The 14,484-nt window shown below is 66.8% G+C and carries 14 protein-coding genes; 8 read left to right on the plus strand and 6 right to left on the minus strand.

Translation table 11 applies throughout. From position 1 onward, the window contains the following. Position 1: 1 nt before the first annotated feature. From fahA to AC11WY_RS13035, 3 genes are all read right to left on the minus strand, one after another. Positions 2-1,261: a fumarylacetoacetase gene (gene fahA, locus AC11WY_RS13025; protein WP_482926149.1), complete on the minus strand. Its 1,260-nt coding sequence runs from the start codon at positions 1,259-1,261 to the stop codon at positions 2-4. 3 nt (positions 1,262-1,264) lie between these two features. Next, on the minus strand, positions 1,265-2,605 hold the full coding sequence (hmgA, locus tag AC11WY_RS13030) for a homogentisate 1,2-dioxygenase (protein ID WP_482926151.1): 1,341 nt from the start codon (positions 2,603-2,605) through the stop codon (positions 1,265-1,267). A gap of 114 nt (positions 2,606-2,719) precedes the next feature. Continuing rightward, positions 2,720-3,754 (minus strand): MFS transporter, encoded by a 1,035-nt coding sequence (locus AC11WY_RS13035; protein WP_482926153.1) that lies wholly within the window; start codon positions 3,752-3,754, stop codon positions 2,720-2,722. A gap of 186 nt (positions 3,755-3,940) precedes the next feature. On the opposite strand from AC11WY_RS13035, the gene AC11WY_RS13040 reads away from it, so the two are divergent. The 8 genes from AC11WY_RS13040 to infB all read left to right on the plus strand — a co-directional run bounded on the left by AC11WY_RS13040 (position 3,941) and on the right by infB (position 12,279). Further along, a complete protein-coding gene (locus AC11WY_RS13040) occupies positions 3,941-4,369 on the plus strand; it encodes a MarR family winged helix-turn-helix transcriptional regulator (protein ID WP_482926155.1) in 429 nt (142 codons plus the stop codon). Next, positions 4,366-5,001 (plus strand): maleylacetoacetate isomerase, encoded by a 636-nt coding sequence (gene maiA / locus AC11WY_RS13045; protein ID WP_482926157.1) that lies wholly within the window; start codon positions 4,366-4,368, stop codon positions 4,999-5,001. Before AC11WY_RS13040 ends, maiA begins: the two co-directional genes overlap by 4 nt. Further along, positions 4,998-6,173 carry an acetyl-CoA C-acyltransferase family protein gene (locus tag AC11WY_RS13050; RefSeq protein ID WP_482926159.1) on the plus strand — a complete coding sequence of 392 codons (1,176 nt, stop codon included), beginning with the start codon at positions 4,998-5,000 and terminating at the stop codon, positions 6,171-6,173. The genes maiA and AC11WY_RS13050 overlap by 4 nt, the downstream gene beginning before the upstream one ends. A 68-nt stretch (positions 6,174-6,241) precedes the next feature. Further along, positions 6,242-6,712, plus strand: coding sequence for a tryptophan-rich sensory protein TspO (gene tspO / locus AC11WY_RS13055; RefSeq protein ID WP_482926161.1), 471 nt, complete (start codon positions 6,242-6,244; stop codon positions 6,710-6,712). Positions 6,713-6,843: 131 nt separating this feature from the next. Beyond that, positions 6,844-7,461 (plus strand): ribosome maturation factor RimP, encoded by a 618-nt coding sequence (gene rimP / locus AC11WY_RS13060; protein WP_482926163.1) that lies wholly within the window; start codon positions 6,844-6,846, stop codon positions 7,459-7,461. Between the two features lie 15 nt (positions 7,462-7,476). Further along, positions 7,477-9,093, plus strand: a complete 1,617-nt coding sequence (nusA, locus tag AC11WY_RS13065; protein ID WP_482926165.1) for a transcription termination factor NusA — start codon at positions 7,477-7,479, stop codon at positions 9,091-9,093. A 16-nt stretch (positions 9,094-9,109) separates the two neighbouring features. Continuing rightward, positions 9,110-9,742 (plus strand): RNA-binding protein, encoded by a 633-nt coding sequence (locus tag AC11WY_RS13070; RefSeq protein WP_482926167.1) that lies wholly within the window; start codon positions 9,110-9,112, stop codon positions 9,740-9,742. Further along, positions 9,739-12,279, plus strand: coding sequence for a translation initiation factor IF-2 (gene infB / locus AC11WY_RS13075; protein ID WP_482926169.1), 2,541 nt, complete (start codon positions 9,739-9,741; stop codon positions 12,277-12,279). Before AC11WY_RS13070 ends, infB begins: the two co-directional genes overlap by 4 nt. A gap of 94 nt (positions 12,280-12,373) precedes the next feature. On the opposite strand, the gene AC11WY_RS13080 is transcribed toward infB, so the two are convergent. The 3 genes from AC11WY_RS13080 to argJ all read right to left on the minus strand — a co-directional run bounded on the left by AC11WY_RS13080 (position 12,374) and on the right by argJ (position 14,480). Further along, on the minus strand, positions 12,374-12,511 hold the full coding sequence (locus tag AC11WY_RS13080; RefSeq protein ID WP_482926171.1) for a hypothetical protein: 138 nt from the start codon (positions 12,509-12,511) through the stop codon (positions 12,374-12,376). A gap of 135 nt (positions 12,512-12,646) precedes the next feature. Continuing rightward, on the minus strand, positions 12,647-13,045 hold the full coding sequence (locus AC11WY_RS13085) for a (deoxy)nucleoside triphosphate pyrophosphohydrolase (RefSeq protein ID WP_482926173.1): 399 nt from the start codon (positions 13,043-13,045) through the stop codon (positions 12,647-12,649). A 55-nt stretch (positions 13,046-13,100) separates the two neighbouring features. Further along, complete coding sequence (gene argJ / locus AC11WY_RS13090; protein ID WP_482926175.1) at positions 13,101-14,480, minus strand: bifunctional glutamate N-acetyltransferase/amino-acid acetyltransferase ArgJ; 1,380 nt, start codon at positions 14,478-14,480, stop codon at positions 13,101-13,103. Between the last annotated feature and the right edge of the window lie 4 nt (positions 14,481-14,484).

Here is a 14,484-nt window from a genome sequence, read left to right on the forward strand (position 1 = left end):
GTTACCGCGCCCAGTCCGGCACCGCAACCGCAGGCAGGATGCGCCCCGCGCAGGTGCCGAAACCGATGCGATACCCCGCGCCTTGCGCATGACCGCGCAGGGTCAGCGTGTCGCCATCCTCCAGAAAACCACGCGTCTCGCCATTGGCGAGGGTGATCGGCTCCGTGCCGCCCCAGCTCAGTTCCAGAAGGCTGCCCCGGCTGTCCTTCGTCGCGCCTGAGATCGTGCCGGAGCCAAGCAGATCGCCCACATTCATCGGGCAGCCCGAGGTGGTGTGGTGGCAAAGCTGTTGCGCGGGGGAATAGTATAATTCACGAACGTTCGTTCTGCTGATCACGGTTTCCGGCTGACCGGCAGGGGCAAGGCCAACCTCCAGCGCGATATCATAGAGCATCGGGCCGGGTTCGCGCAGGTAGGGCAAGAGCGGAAGCTCGCGCGCCGGGGTGGCGGCGCGGAACGGCGCCAACGCGGCCGCCATGACGATCCAGGGGCTGATCGTGGTGGCCGTCGCCTTGGCCTGAAACGGCCCGAGCGGCTGGTATTCCCAGGCCTGGATATCGCGTGCCGACCAATCGTTCAGCAGGACGTAGCCAAAGATCATCGCGTCGGCCTCGGCCACCGAAACCATGCCCTGCGAGGGTCGGCCCACGACGGCGCCGATCTCCAACTCGAAATCGAAGCGCTTCGAGGGGCCGAAATAGGGCGCATCGGCTCCCGGCGGCTTCAACTGGCCCAGCGGGCGCCGCACGTTGGTGCCCGAAACAACCACCGACGACGCCCGGCCGTTATAGCCGATGGGGATGTGCAACCAATTGGGCGGCAATGCATTTTCCGGGCCGCGGAACATCGTTCCCACATTGAGCGCATGGTTCCGCCCGGCATAGTAGTCGGTGAATTCCGACACCAGGAAGGGCAGGTGCAGCGTTGCGTCGGATTGCCGATAAAGGTGCGGCAGGCAGGCGGCCTCGTCCGGCGAGTCTTCCGACAGCAGCGCGGTCAACCGACAACGGAGCGCGGCCCAGGCATCGCGGCCAAGTTCCATCAGTTCATTCCAGAACGGAACATCGAAAACCGGATCGTCGGACAGCGAGAGAAGCCCGTCCGCCTCCAGCCCTGCCACGTCGAGGATCATGTCGCCGATCGCCACACCGCAGCGCGGCTCTTCCTCGCTGATCGAAAAGACGCCACAGGGCAGGTTGTTGAGCGGGAAGTCGGTGGTCGGATCGCTGGCACTGACCACCCAGGATTTCATCAGGCGCATCCGCTACTTGACCCCCGGCGTGCCATCGAACTTCTTCTCCAGGCTCGCCCAGCAGTCGATGTAGTCGTCCTGCAGGGGCGCCCCGCGCACGGCGAATTCGGTGAGGTGTTGAGGGAAGCGGGTCTCGAACATGAACTGCATGGTGTCGCCCTGTTTCACCGGGTGCAAGACCTCGTTCGAGGCGCCCTCGAAGGCGGCGCGGTCGGGGCCGTGGGGCAGCATCATGTTGTGCAAGCTCAGGCCGCCCGGCGCGAAGCCCTTGGGTTTCGCATCGTAGACGCCGTGGATGTTGCCCATCAGTTCCGACATGATGTTCTTGTGATACCACGGTGGACGGAACGAATGTTCGGCAACCATCCAGCGTTCCCGGAACAGCACGAAGTCGATGTTGGCGGTGCCCTCCTGCCCCGAGGGCGCGGTCAGCACGGTGAAAATGGACGGGTCCGGATGGTCGAACAGGATCGCGCCGACGGGCGAGTAGGTGCGCAAGTCGTACTTCAGCGGGGCATAGTTGCCGTGCCAGGCGACGACGTCGAGCGGTGAGTGGCCGATGCGGGTTTCGTGGAACTGGCCGCACCACTTGATGATGACGCGCGAGGGGGTTTCGCGGTCCTCGAAGGCGGCGACCGGAGTCTTGAAATCGCGTGGGTTGGCCAGGCAGTTGGCGCCGATCGGGCCGCGGCCCGGCAATGTGAACTTCTGTCCGTAGTTCTCGCAGATGAAGCCGCGGGCCGGGCCCTCCGGAAGCTCGACGCGGTAGACCAAGCCCCTTGGGATGATCGCGATTTCCCGCGGTTCGAGGGTGATCACGCCAAGTTCGGTGCAGAACCTGAGGCGGCCTTCCTGCGGAACAACCAGAAGCTCGCTGTCAGCGGAAAAGAAGTACTCATCTTCCATCGAGCGGGTGACGAGGTAGATATGGCTGGCCATGCCCACCTGGGTGTTGACGTCGCCCGCCGTCGTCATCGTGCGCATCCCGGTCAGCCAGGTCAGCGGCGCAGTTCCGACCGGGACCGGATCCCACCGATACTGGCCGAGCGAGATCACGTCGGGGATCACGTTGGGCGCGGATTTCCAAAGTGGAATGTCAATCTTTTCAAAGCGATGGACATGCTTGACCGAGGGGCGGATGCGGTAGCACCAGGTGCGTTCGTTCTGGCCGCGGGGGGCGGTGAAGGCGGTGCCGGACAGTTGTTCGGCATAAAGGCCATAGGCGCATTTCTGCGGGCTGTTCTGGCCCTGCGGCAGTGCGCCAGGCAGGGCCTCGGTTTCAAAATCATTGCCGAATCCGGGCATGTAACCCGCGTTCGGGCCGGGCGCGCGGGGCGGTTCCTGCGGGGTCATGGGGCGCTCCTTGGGCCGGGCGGAGGGAAAAAGCGGGTCACCGATTTCGCACCGATTTTGCACCGAAAACACACCGACGTTGCACCGCAATATATCGTTGCAAGTGCAACGATGTCAAGCGGGACGGCGGATCAGCGCGAAGCTGGCCAGCAGCACGAGCCCGGCATAGATCGCCATCGCCGGAAAGAATTGCGCCATGCCGAGGCCGGCCAGCAGGCCGCCCAGCAGCGCGGGGGCCACGATGCCGCCGACCAGACCGGCGGCGATGATGGTGGAGGTCGCGCGCTGGCTGTCGCCCATCGCGGCCGAGGTCACGACGAAAAGCGAGGGGAAGATGATGCCGGTAAAATACCCGGCGGCGACATAACCCGGCCCGGCGGCCCCGAGTGTCGCGGCGAGCGAGGCGGCGCAGATGCCGGAAATCGCCACGCGCAACAGCACGACGGCGGGCACGCGCGGCGCGATCCAGTAAAGCGTGACACGGCTGATGAGGTAGGCCGCGAAGAAGGCCGAAGCGAGGGTGGCGGCGGTCGTCTCGTCCACGGCGCGGCCGACGAGGCCTGTAGGGCCGAGGCCGATGTTCGACGACTCGCAGCCGATCGCCAGCGCCGCCAGCACCAGTTCGGGCCGGAACCTCAGCGGCGCGTCGGCTGAGGGCGGCCCGGCAGGCGCGGGCCGGGCCGCGGGCAGCACCGCAAGTGCCAGCAGCGCGACCAGCGCGAAGACAAGGCGCGGGGAATTGCCGTAGGCGACCAGCAACAGCGGCGAGGCGATCGCGCCGATCCCGAAGACCGCATTGACGACCCCCACCATCGCCGGGCCACGGGCGCCGAATTCGGTCAGGTAGCGGCGATTGTAGATCGTGGCGCACAGCCCGTAGCCCGCGCCCAGCAGCATGGCGCCCGCCAGCATCACCACCCAGGCCCCCTGCACCGCCAGCAGCGCGGCCCCGGCGGCGAGCAACAACAGCGCGTGGCGCGCCGTGAAGCGGATATTGGCCATCTGCCCGGCGACTGCGGCCAGCGCGCCGACCCAATGCGCCGAGATCAGGAGCCCCGCTGTCGCCGGACTGATGCCGAACGCATGTGCATAGATCGGCAGCGCCGGGCCGTAGAGCGCCTGCCCGGCGCCCATCAGGATGAGACTCATGTGCCCCGCGATCAGCAGGGCGGCATTGGCAGGGCGGCGCAGGATGACCTCCGGGTGGCGGTGACGGCAACGGTTTGGCAGGTTTCATGGCGGCGTCAATCGCCAGTGAGGGCCGCGCGCGTGGGGTTGCAGGGGGCGGCCTTCCCATGCAGTCATGACGCGTGCAACGATCAGCGGAGCGGGCCGGTGCCGGACTTCGACCTTGGCAGCTTTCTGCCCTATCAACTCGCCGTGGCGGCGGCCAAGGTCAGCCGCGGCTTTGCCGAACGCTACCGGGCGGAGTTCGGCATCAGCATCCCGGAATGGCGCGTGCTGGCGCAACTCGCGCAGGCGGGCACGGTCAGCGTGCGTGACGTCGAGGCGCGGGTGGACATGGACAAGTCCAAGGTCAGCCGGGCGGCGGCGCGGCTGGAGGCGGCGGGCTATGTCGAAAAGCGCGGCAATGCGGCCGACAAGCGGCTCTTGGACATGCGGCTGACCGAAGCGGGGCGGGCGTTGTTCGCCCGCATCGTGCCGGTGGCGGAAACCTATCAGGCGGACTTGCTGACGACGCTGGGGCCCGATGGTGACGGGCTGCGGCGGGCGCTGGCGCGGATCGCGGAGGGCGCGGAGTGACGGTGCTGTATGACTACTGGCGGTCTTCGGCCAGTTACCGGGTGCGGATCGGGCTGGGGCTGGCGGGCGTGGCGTTCGAGACGGTCGCGGTGGACCTGCTGACCGGCGCGAACCGGGGCGAGGCGCATCTGAAGCGCAACCCGCAGGGGCTGGTGCCCGCGCTGGAGATCGACGGGCTGATGCTGACGCAGTCGGTGGCGATTCTGGAATACCTTGATGAAACGCGCGGCGCGGCCTTCCTGCCCGCCGATCCGGGCGGCCGCGCGCGGGTCAGGGCGCTGGCCTATGCGGTGGCGATGGAGATTCACCCCGTCTGCAATTCCTCGGTCGCGCGCTTCGCGGTGGAAGGCTCGCATGGGGCGATCACCACCGAGGCGTGGATGGCGAAATTCATCGGGCGCGGCATGGCGGCGCTGGAGCAGATGCTGGACGATCCGGCAACCGGGCGGTTCTGCCACGGCGACGCGGTGAGCCTGGCCGACATCTGCCTGGTGCCGCAGATGTACAACGCGCGGCGCTGGGGGCTGGACGTGACGTCATGGCGGCGGTGCGCGGCGATCGAGGCTAGGCTGCTGAATATTCCGGCGGTGCAGGCCGCCCACCCCGACCATTTCAATCCGGAGACAACATGACCGACATCGTGATCCTGTCCGGCGCGCGCACCGCCATCGGCACCTTTGGCGGCGCGCTCGCCGGGGTGCGGCCGACCGACCTTGGCACCGTGGCAGCCAAAGCCGCGCTGGAACGGGCCGGAGTCGAGGGCGGGCAGATCGGCCATGTGGTCTTCGGCCATGTCATCAACACCGAGCCCAGGGACATGTATCTGAGCCGGGTCGCCGCGATGCAGGCCGGGGTGCCCGATTCGGTGCCCGCGATGAACGTGAACCGGCTGTGCGGGTCCGGCGCGCAGGCGATCGTGTCGGCGGCGCAGGCGCTGATGCTGGGCGACGCCGATTTCGCGCTGGCGGGCGGCGCCGAGTGCATGAGCCGGTCGCCCTACATCGTGCCCGCCGCGCGCTGGGGCCAGAAGATGGGCGACGTGGCTGTGCTGGACATGATGCTGGGCACGCTGAACTGCCCGTTCGGCACCGGGCACATGGGCGTCACGGCCGAGAATGTGGCGCGCGAACATGGCGTCAGCCGCGCGGCGCAGGATGCCTTTGCGCTGGAAAGCCAGGTGCGGGCGGCGCGGGCGATTGCCGAAGGGCGGTTCGTTGGCCAGATCGTGCCGGTGGAGGTGCAGACCCGGAAGGGGCCGGTTGCCTTCACGCAGGACGAGCACCCCAAGGCGACCAGTGCCGAGGCGCTGGCCGGGCTCAAGGCAGTGTTCCAGAAGGGCGGCACGGTGACGGCGGGCAATGCCAGCGGCATCAACGATGGTGCGGCGGCGCTGGTGCTGGCGCGCGCCGATGCGGCCGAGCGCGCTGGGCTGAAGCCGCTGGCGCGCATCGTGGGCTATGCCCATGCGGGAGTGCGCCCAGAGGTGATGGGGATCGGTCCGGTTCCGGCGGTGCGGGCGCTTCTGGCGCGGACCGGGCTGACAGTGGCGGATTTCGACGTGATCGAGTCGAACGAGGCCTTTGCCGCGCAGGCGCTGGCGGTGTCGGCGGAACTGGGCTTCGATCCGGCCAAGGTGAACCCGAACGGCGGCGCCATCGCGCTGGGCCATCCGGTCGGCGCGACCGGGGCGCTGTTGACGGTAAAGGCGCTTTACGAACTGGAACGGACGGGCGGGCGGCGCGCGCTGATCACCATGTGCATCGGCGGCGGGCAGGGCATCGCGCTGGCGATCGAGCGACTCTAGCGCGCGTCGATCGCCGCTTGGAACCCTTGCCGAGAGCACCTAGATGAGACGCAGGCATGGAGGGCGCGATGCATCTGGACCTTTTTCTGATCTTCCTCGCCGCCTCGGCGGCGGCGGCCTCGACCGGGGCGATGTTCCTGCCGGGCCAGTGGTATGAGGGGCTGAAGAAGCCGACATGGGTGCCCAAACGCTGGATGTTCCCGGTGGTCTGGACGTTGCTTTACCTCGCCAGTTCGGTCGCGGCCTCACGGGTGGCGGTGCAACCCGGCAATGCGATGGCGATGGCGTTCTGGGCGATGCAGATCGCCTTCAACGCGATCTGGTCGCCAATGTTCTTCGGCCTGCGGCGGCTCAAGGGCTCGCTGATCGCGATGGCGGGGCTGTGGATCGCGGTGGCGGGGATGCTGGTGACGTTCTGGCCGCTCGATTGGGTCGCCGGGCTGCTGGTGGCGCCCTATCTCGCCTGGGTGACGGTGGCCGGGGCGCTGAACCTCTGGGTCGCGCGCAACAACCCGGAGGTCAAGCCGCTGCGGGCTTAGGCTATTCGAGCCTTGCAGACTCGGCGTCCTTGGCCTATATGGCCTTCAACAGCGGCGCTTTGAGGTCCACACTCGAAGCTCCACCGGCAGGAATGACGGGCCGCGCGCCCGTTTTTTGTTTTTTGGACCCCATGACCGACCTGATTGCCAAATCCGCCATCGACCGGCGCCTTGCCGAAATCGTTTCCCCCGTCATCGAAGGGCTGGGGTTCGAACTGGTGCGCATCCGCCTGATGGGCGGCAAGACCCGCATCCTGCAGATCATGGCCGACCGGCCCGAGGGCGGGATCGAGGTCGCCGACTGCGCGACGATCTCCACCGCCGTTTCGGCCGTGCTGGATGTCGAAGACCCGATCGAGGAAAACTACGTCCTTGAAGTGTCGTCGCCCGGCATCGACCGGCCGCTGACGCGGCTGAAGGATTTCGCGATGTGGGACGGCTACGAGGCCCGCATCGAGACCACCGAACTGATCGACGGCCGCCGCCGCTTCAAGGGCGCGCTGGCCGGCACCGAGGATGACGAGGTGCTGATCGAGATCGAGGAGGGCGGCGAGGCCGTCACCATCGGGCTGAAGTTCGACTGGCTGAGCGATGCCAAGCTGATCCTGACGGATGAGCTGATTTCCGAGATGCTGCGGCAGCGCAAGGCGGCGGGCGTGATCGACGAAAGCCAGTTCGACGAGATTGAAGAAACCGAGGCGGGCGAGGACGACGACACGTCGGACGACGCCCCCGAGACAAAACACTGACCCCGGGAGAGAACGATGGCGATTACCTCTGCCAACCAGCTTGAACTGTTGCAGACCGCCGAAGCGGTCGCGCGCGAAAAGATGATCGACCCGGATCTGGTGATCCAGGCGATGGAAGACAGCCTCTCGCGGGCCGCCAAGTCGCGTTACGGCGCCGAGCTGGACATCCGCGTCCACATTGACCGCAAGACGGGGCGCGCGACCTTCACCCGTGTGCGCACGGTGATGGCGGACGAGGCGATCGAGAACCATCAGTCGCAGTTGACGGTGGCCGAGGCGAAGAAATTCCTTGCCGAGCCGAAGGTCGGCGACGAGGTCATCGACGAGGTGCCGCCGGTCGAGATGGGCCGGATCGCGGCGCAGTCAGCCAAGCAGGTGATCCTCCAGAAGGTCCGCGAAGCCGAGCGTGACCGCCAGTACGAGGAATTCAAGGACCGCAAGGGCACCATCATCAACGGTCAGGTCAAGCGCGAGGAATACGGCAACATCATCGTCGACATCGGCCGTGGCGAGGCGATCCTGCGCCGCAACGAGAAGATCGGCCGCGAAAGCTACCGCCCGAACGACCGCATCCGCGCCTACATCAAGGATGTGCGCCGCGAGGCCCGCGGCCCGCAGGTGTTCCTCAGCCGGACCGACCCGCAGTTCATGGCCGAACTGTTCAAGATGGAAGTGCCGGAGATTTACGACAACATCATCGAGATCAAGGCCGTGGCGCGCGATCCGGGCAGCCGGGCCAAGATCGCCGTGATCAGCTACGACAACTCGATCGACCCGGTCGGCGCTTGCGTGGGGATGCGCGGCAGCCGTGTGCAGGCCGTGGTGAACGAGTTGCAGGGCGAGAAGATCGACATCATTCCGTGGAACCAGGATCAGGCGACCTTCCTTGTCAACGCGCTGCAGCCCGCCGAGGTGTCCAAGGTCGTGATCGACGAAGAGGCCGGCAAGATCGAGGTGGTGGTGCCGGATGAACAGCTCTCGCTCGCCATTGGCCGCCGCGGCCAGAACGTTCGGCTGGCCAGCCAGTTGACCGGGCTCGACATCGACATCCTGACCGAAACCGAGGAAAGCGCGCGCCGTCAGGCCGAGTTTGCCGAGCGCACGCAGTTGTTCATCGACACGCTCGACATCGACGAGATGATGGCGCAGTTGCTGGTGTCGGAAGGCTTCACCAACCTCGAGGAAGTGGCCTACGTCGACATGGACGAACTGCTGTCGATCGACGGCTTCGACGAGGGCACGGCCGAGGAATTGCAGGCCCGCGCCCGCGATCACCTCGAAGCACAGACCCGCAAGGCGCTGGAACACGCCCGCGAACTGGGCGCCGAGGACAGCCTGATCAACTTCGAGGGCCTGACCCCGCAGATGGTCGAGGCGCTGACGCTGGATGGCGTGAAGACGCTGGAAGATTTCGCCACCTGCGCCGACTGGGAACTGGCCGGCGGCTGGACCACGGTGCACGGCGAGCGCAAGAAGGACGAAGGCGTCCTTGAGAAGTTCGAGATGAGCCTGGAGGAAGCGCAGCACCTGATCATGACGGCGCGCGTGATGCTGGGCTGGGTCGACCCCTCGGAACTGGCGGCGCTGACTGCCGACGGCGACGAGGAAGAGACCGAGGACGACGAAGCCTGAGCCGGAGGACCGGACCATGACGCGCGGCGGCGCCGAGATCGAGACCGACGGACCCGAGCGGCGCTGCATCGTCACCGGCGAGGTTCAGCCCAAGGCGGGGCTGATCCGTTTCGTCGTGGGCCCCGAGGGGCAGGTGGTGGCCGATGTGCTGGGCCGCCTGCCGGGCCGGGGCCTCTGGGTCACGGCCAACCGCGCGGCGATCACGAAGGCGGCGAAGAAGGGGCTTTTCGCCCGCGCCGCCAAGCAACCGGTGAAGGTGTCCGAGACGCTGGCCGACGAGGTCGAGGCGGCACAGGCGCGGCGCGTGGTGGACCTTCTCTCGCTGGCCCGCAAGGCGGGCGACGCGGTGACAGGCTACGAGAAAGTGAAGGACTGGCTGACGAAGGGCCGCTGTGTGGTCCTGATCCAGGCATCGGACGGGTCGGAGCGGGGCAAGTCGAAGTTGCACCCACCTGAGCGAAAGAACGGCTTTATCGGCTGTTTGACCGCGCAGGAAATGGGTTTGGCTTTCGCCCGCGAACATGCGATACACGGCGCGCTTGCCGCTGGTGGACTCGCAACCCGTGTTGTAGAGGAAGCGGCAAAGCTCGCCGGATTGCGCGAGCGGATCGGTGGCACGGCCACCGCAGAGGATACGAAAGACGCATGAGCGATACAGACGGCAAGAAACCCCTCGGGCTTGGCGGGGCGCGATCCGGGCAAGTGAAGCAAAGCTTCAGCCACGGGCGCACCAAGAGCGTCGTCGTCGAGACGAAGCGCAAGCGCGTGGTGGTGCCGAAACCCGGCGCACCGGCGGGCCAGCCCACGCCGGGCACCGCGACGCATCTGGGCGATCCGTCCAAGCGGCCGGCCGGGATCAGCGACGCCGAGATGGAGCGCCGCCTGAAGGCGGTGCAGGCCGCCCGTGCCCGCGAGGCCGATGACGCCATCGCGCGCGCCGCAGACGAGAAAGCCCGTGACGAGGAACGTCAGCGCAAGCGCGACGAGATCGACGCGAGGGAGCGCGAAGAACGCGCCCAGGTCGAGGCGCAACGCCTGAAGGTCGAGGAAGAGGCCCGCCTGAAGGCGGTCGAAGCCGAAGCCGACGCGCGCGCCAAGCGCCGCACCGAAGAGGCTTCGGCCCCGGCGGCGCGCAAGCCCGCCCCGGCCGCTCCGGCAGTGTCGGGCGAGCCGACCGATGCCCGCACCGCGCCCAAACCGACGTCGAACCCGCGCAAGACCGACCGTGAACGCGATGACCGCGGCGCGGATGGCGCGGGCCGCGGCAAGGCCAAGACGGAAGACGTCCGTCGTGTCGGCAAGCTGACGCTGACCGAGGCGCTGGCAGGTGAGGGCGGGCGGCAACGCAGCCTTGCCGCGATGAAGCGCAAGCAGGAACGGGCCCGCCAGAAGGCGATGGGCATGAACCTGAAGCCCGAAAAGCAGGTGCGCGACGTGCAACTGCCGGAAACCATCGTGGTGCAGGAACTTGCCAACCGGATGGCCGAACGGGTCGGTGACGTGGTCAAATCGCTCATGAAGATGGGCCTGATGGTCACGATGAACGAGACCATCGACGCCGATACCGCCGAACTGGTGATCGAGGAATTCGGCCACCGCGCCGTGCGCGTGTCGGATTCCGACGTCGAGCAGGTGATCGAGCAGGCCAAGGACATCGACGCCGACCGGACCCCGCGTCCGCCGATCGTCACGATCATGGGCCACGTCGATCACGGCAAGACCTCGCTCCTGGACGCGATCCGTCACGCCAGCGTGGTGTCGGGCGAAGCGGGCGGGATCACCCAGCACATCGGTGCCTATCAGGTGACGACCGACAACGGGGCCGTGCTGACCTTCCTCGACACGCCGGGCCACGCCGCCTTCACCTCGATGCGCTCGCGTGGCGCGCAGGTGACGGATATCGTGGTGCTGGTGGTTGCGGCCGACGACGCCGTGATGCCGCAGACGATCGAAGCGATTGCCCATGCGAAGGCAGCCAAGGTGCCGATGATCGTGGCGATCAACAAGATCGACAAGTACGAGGCGAACCCGCAGAAGGTGCGCACCGACCTGTTGCAGCATGAGGTCGTGGTGGAAGCGATGTCGGGCGATGTGCTTGACGTCGAAGTGTCGGCGAAGACCGGACAGGGCCTCGACAAGCTGCTGGAAGCGATCGCGTTGCAGGCCGAACTGCTCGACCTGCGGGCCAACCCGAATCGCGCCGCACTTGGCGCGGTGATCGAGGCCAAGCTTGACGTGGGCCGTGGTCCGGTGGCGACCGTTCTGGTGCGGAACGGCACCCTGCGCAAAGGCGACATCTTCGTTGTCGGCGAGCAGTGGGGCAAGGTGCGCGCCCTGATCAACGACAAGGGCGAGCGCATCGACGAGGCCGGCCCTTCGGTTCCGGTCGAGGTGCTGGGCCTGAACGGCACGCCGGCCGCCGGTGATGTGCTGAACGTGGTCGAGACCGAGGCGCAAGCGCGCGAGATCGCCGACTACCGCGAGAAGGCGACCCGCGACAAGCGCGCCGCCGCCGGCGCCGCCACGACGATGGAACAGTTGATGGCGAAGGCCAAGGCCGACAAGAACGTCGCCGAACTGGCGATCATCGTGAAGGCCGACGTGCAGGGCTCTGCCGAGGCGATCGTTCAGGCGATGGAGAAGATCGGCAATGACGAGGTTCGGGTGCGTGTGCTGCATTCGGGCGTCGGCGCGATCACCGACACCGACATCGGCCTGGCGGAAGCCAGCCATGCCCCGGTGATCGGCTTCAACGTGCGGGCCAACGCCAGTGCACGGGCCAGCGCGAACCAGAAGGGCGTGGAAATCCGCTACTACTCGGTGATCTACGATCTGGTGGATGACGTGAAGGCGGCGGCCTCCGGCCTGCTGTCGAACGAGATCCGCGAGACCTTCATCGGCTACGCCGCGATCAAGGAGGTCTTCAAGGTCTCCGGCATCGGCAAGGTGGCGGGTTGCCTTGTCACCGAAGGCGTGGCGCGCCGGTCGGCGGGTGTGCGTCTGCTGCGCGACAACGTGGTGATCCATGAAGGCACGCTGAAGACGCTGAAACGCTTCAAGGACGAGGTGAAGGAAGTCATCTCGGGTCAGGAATGCGGCATGGCCTTCGAGAACTACGAAGACATTCGCCCCGGCGATGTCATCGAAATCTTCGAGCGCGAAGAGATCGAGCGCAAGCTCGCTTGATACGGCCCGAGGGCACAGACAGAAGGCCGGAGGGCGCGAGCCCCCCGGCCTTTCTCATGCGCGATTCGCGTGACCGGATGCCGATCGCGCAGGCTCAGGCGGCGCGGCGACCGACCGGATAGCCGACGTAGGTCTTTTCGCCCACGCAAACAGCGATTTTCCCGTCATCCATCTGGCGGATGAACATCCCTTGCACAGAAACGCAGCTTCCGATCGTGATGGTGCGCAGCATTTGATCTTCCCTGTTCGAGTCCTCAACAAATGTGACGCTACCGTGAAGTGATTTCCAAATCACCACTTTTTTGCCCTGATTTTGACATTTTGTTTCCAAGACACGCCCAGCCTCATGGCAAAGCGCAAAATCGCGCTACAGCCAGTCGCGCAGGATCGGGATCAGCGGCAGATCGGCGGGCGGCATCGGGTAGTCGCGCAGGTCGGCGGCGCGCACCCATTTCAGCACCTGCCCCTCTTGCGGGTGGGGCGTGCCCTCCCACTTGCGGCAGGCGAAAAGGGGCATCAGCAGGTGGAAATCGTCATAGGCGTGGCTGGCGAAGGTCAGCGGCGCGAGGCAACTTTTCCAGGTCTCGATGCCCAGTTCCTCGCGCAGTTCGCGGATCAGCGCGGCCTCGGGGCTTTCGCCCGGTTCGACCTTGCCGCCGGGAAACTCCCACAGCCCGGCGAGCGATTTGCCGGGCGGGCGCTGGGCCAGCAGCACACGCCCATCCACGTCGATCAGTGCGACGGCCGAAACCAGAACGATCTTCATTTGCGCAATCCCGGACGGAAAACCGGTTCCCACTTTTCCTGCGATTGCTTAGGCATTACGACCGATAGTCGGCGTTGATGTCGATGTAGCGATGCGTCAGGTCGCAGGTCCACACGGTCCTGGCGCCGCTGCCAAGGCCGAGGTCGACCTGGATCAGCAACTCCTGCCCCTTCATGTGGGCAGCGCCTTCTTCCTCATGGTAGTCGGGCGCGCGCCAGCCGTTTTCGGCCACCAGGATGTCGCCGAAGCGGATCGTCAGACGGTCACGGTCGGCCGCCGCGCCGGACTTGCCGACAGCGGCGACAATGCGGCCCCAGTTCGGGTCTTCGCCCGCGATCGCCGTCTTGACCAGTGGCGAGTTGGCGATCGCCATTGCGACCTTGTGGGCATCGGCGGCGTCGACGGCGCCGGTGACGCGAATCTCCACGAACTTGGTGGCGCCTTCGCCGTCACGGATGACCTGGTGCGCCAGGTTCATCATCACGCCGCGCAACGCGGCCTCGAAGCTTCGGGCGACCTTGCTGCGCAGGGTGGTGATCGGGGCGGCCGGGCTTTTGCCGGTGGCGGCCAGGATCAGCGCGTCGGAGGTGGAGGTGTCGCTGTCCACGGTGATCGCGTTGAACGTGTCATCGACGTTGCGCGACAGCATCTTTTGCAGGTTCACGGGCGAAATGGTGGCGTCGGTGAAGATGTAGACCAGCATCGTCGCCATGTCGGGCGCGATCATGCCCGAGCCCTTGGCGATGCCCGCGATGCGGATCGGCCCGCCCTCGCCCGCGATTTCGGCGCTGGCGCCTTTCGGGAAAGTGTCGGTGGTCATGATCGCGCGGGCGGCCATCTCGATGGCGTCTTCGCTCAGGGCTTCCGTCAGCGCGCCGATTTTCACGGTGATGCGGTCATCCGGCAGCGGCTCGCCGATCACGCCGGTGGAGGAGGAGAACACGCGGGCAGCCGGAATCCCCAGCGCCGCGGCGACGGCGCCGGTGACGCGGTCCACTGCCGCTTGTCCGCCCGCGCCGGTAAAGGCGTTGGCGTTGCCGGAGTTCACCACGATGGCCGCGCCCTGATCGGTGGCGGGCGTCCTGGTGGCCAGTTTCACCTGGCAATCGAGCACACAGGCCGCGCGGGTGGACGAGCGGGTGAAGACCCCGGCGATGGCGGTGCCGGGGGCCAGACGGACGAGCGTCACGTCCTTGCGGTTCTTGTAACGCACCCCGGCCTCAACCGCGGCGAACGACACGCCGCCGATGATCGGAAGCGCCGGGAAGCCGCCCGCCGGGGCGAGCGGCGACACGGGGTTGGCCGCCTTGACCGGGGCGGCGGCAGTGGCCGGAACGGGGGCGGGTTCTTCCTTCAGACGCTTGCGCAGCTTGCCAAGCTTCGCACGAAGCTCCTTGGCTTCCGCCTTCCAGTCCGCCGACTTTTCCTTGGCCATCTCC

Source organism: Solirhodobacter sp. (assembly GCF_964715405.1).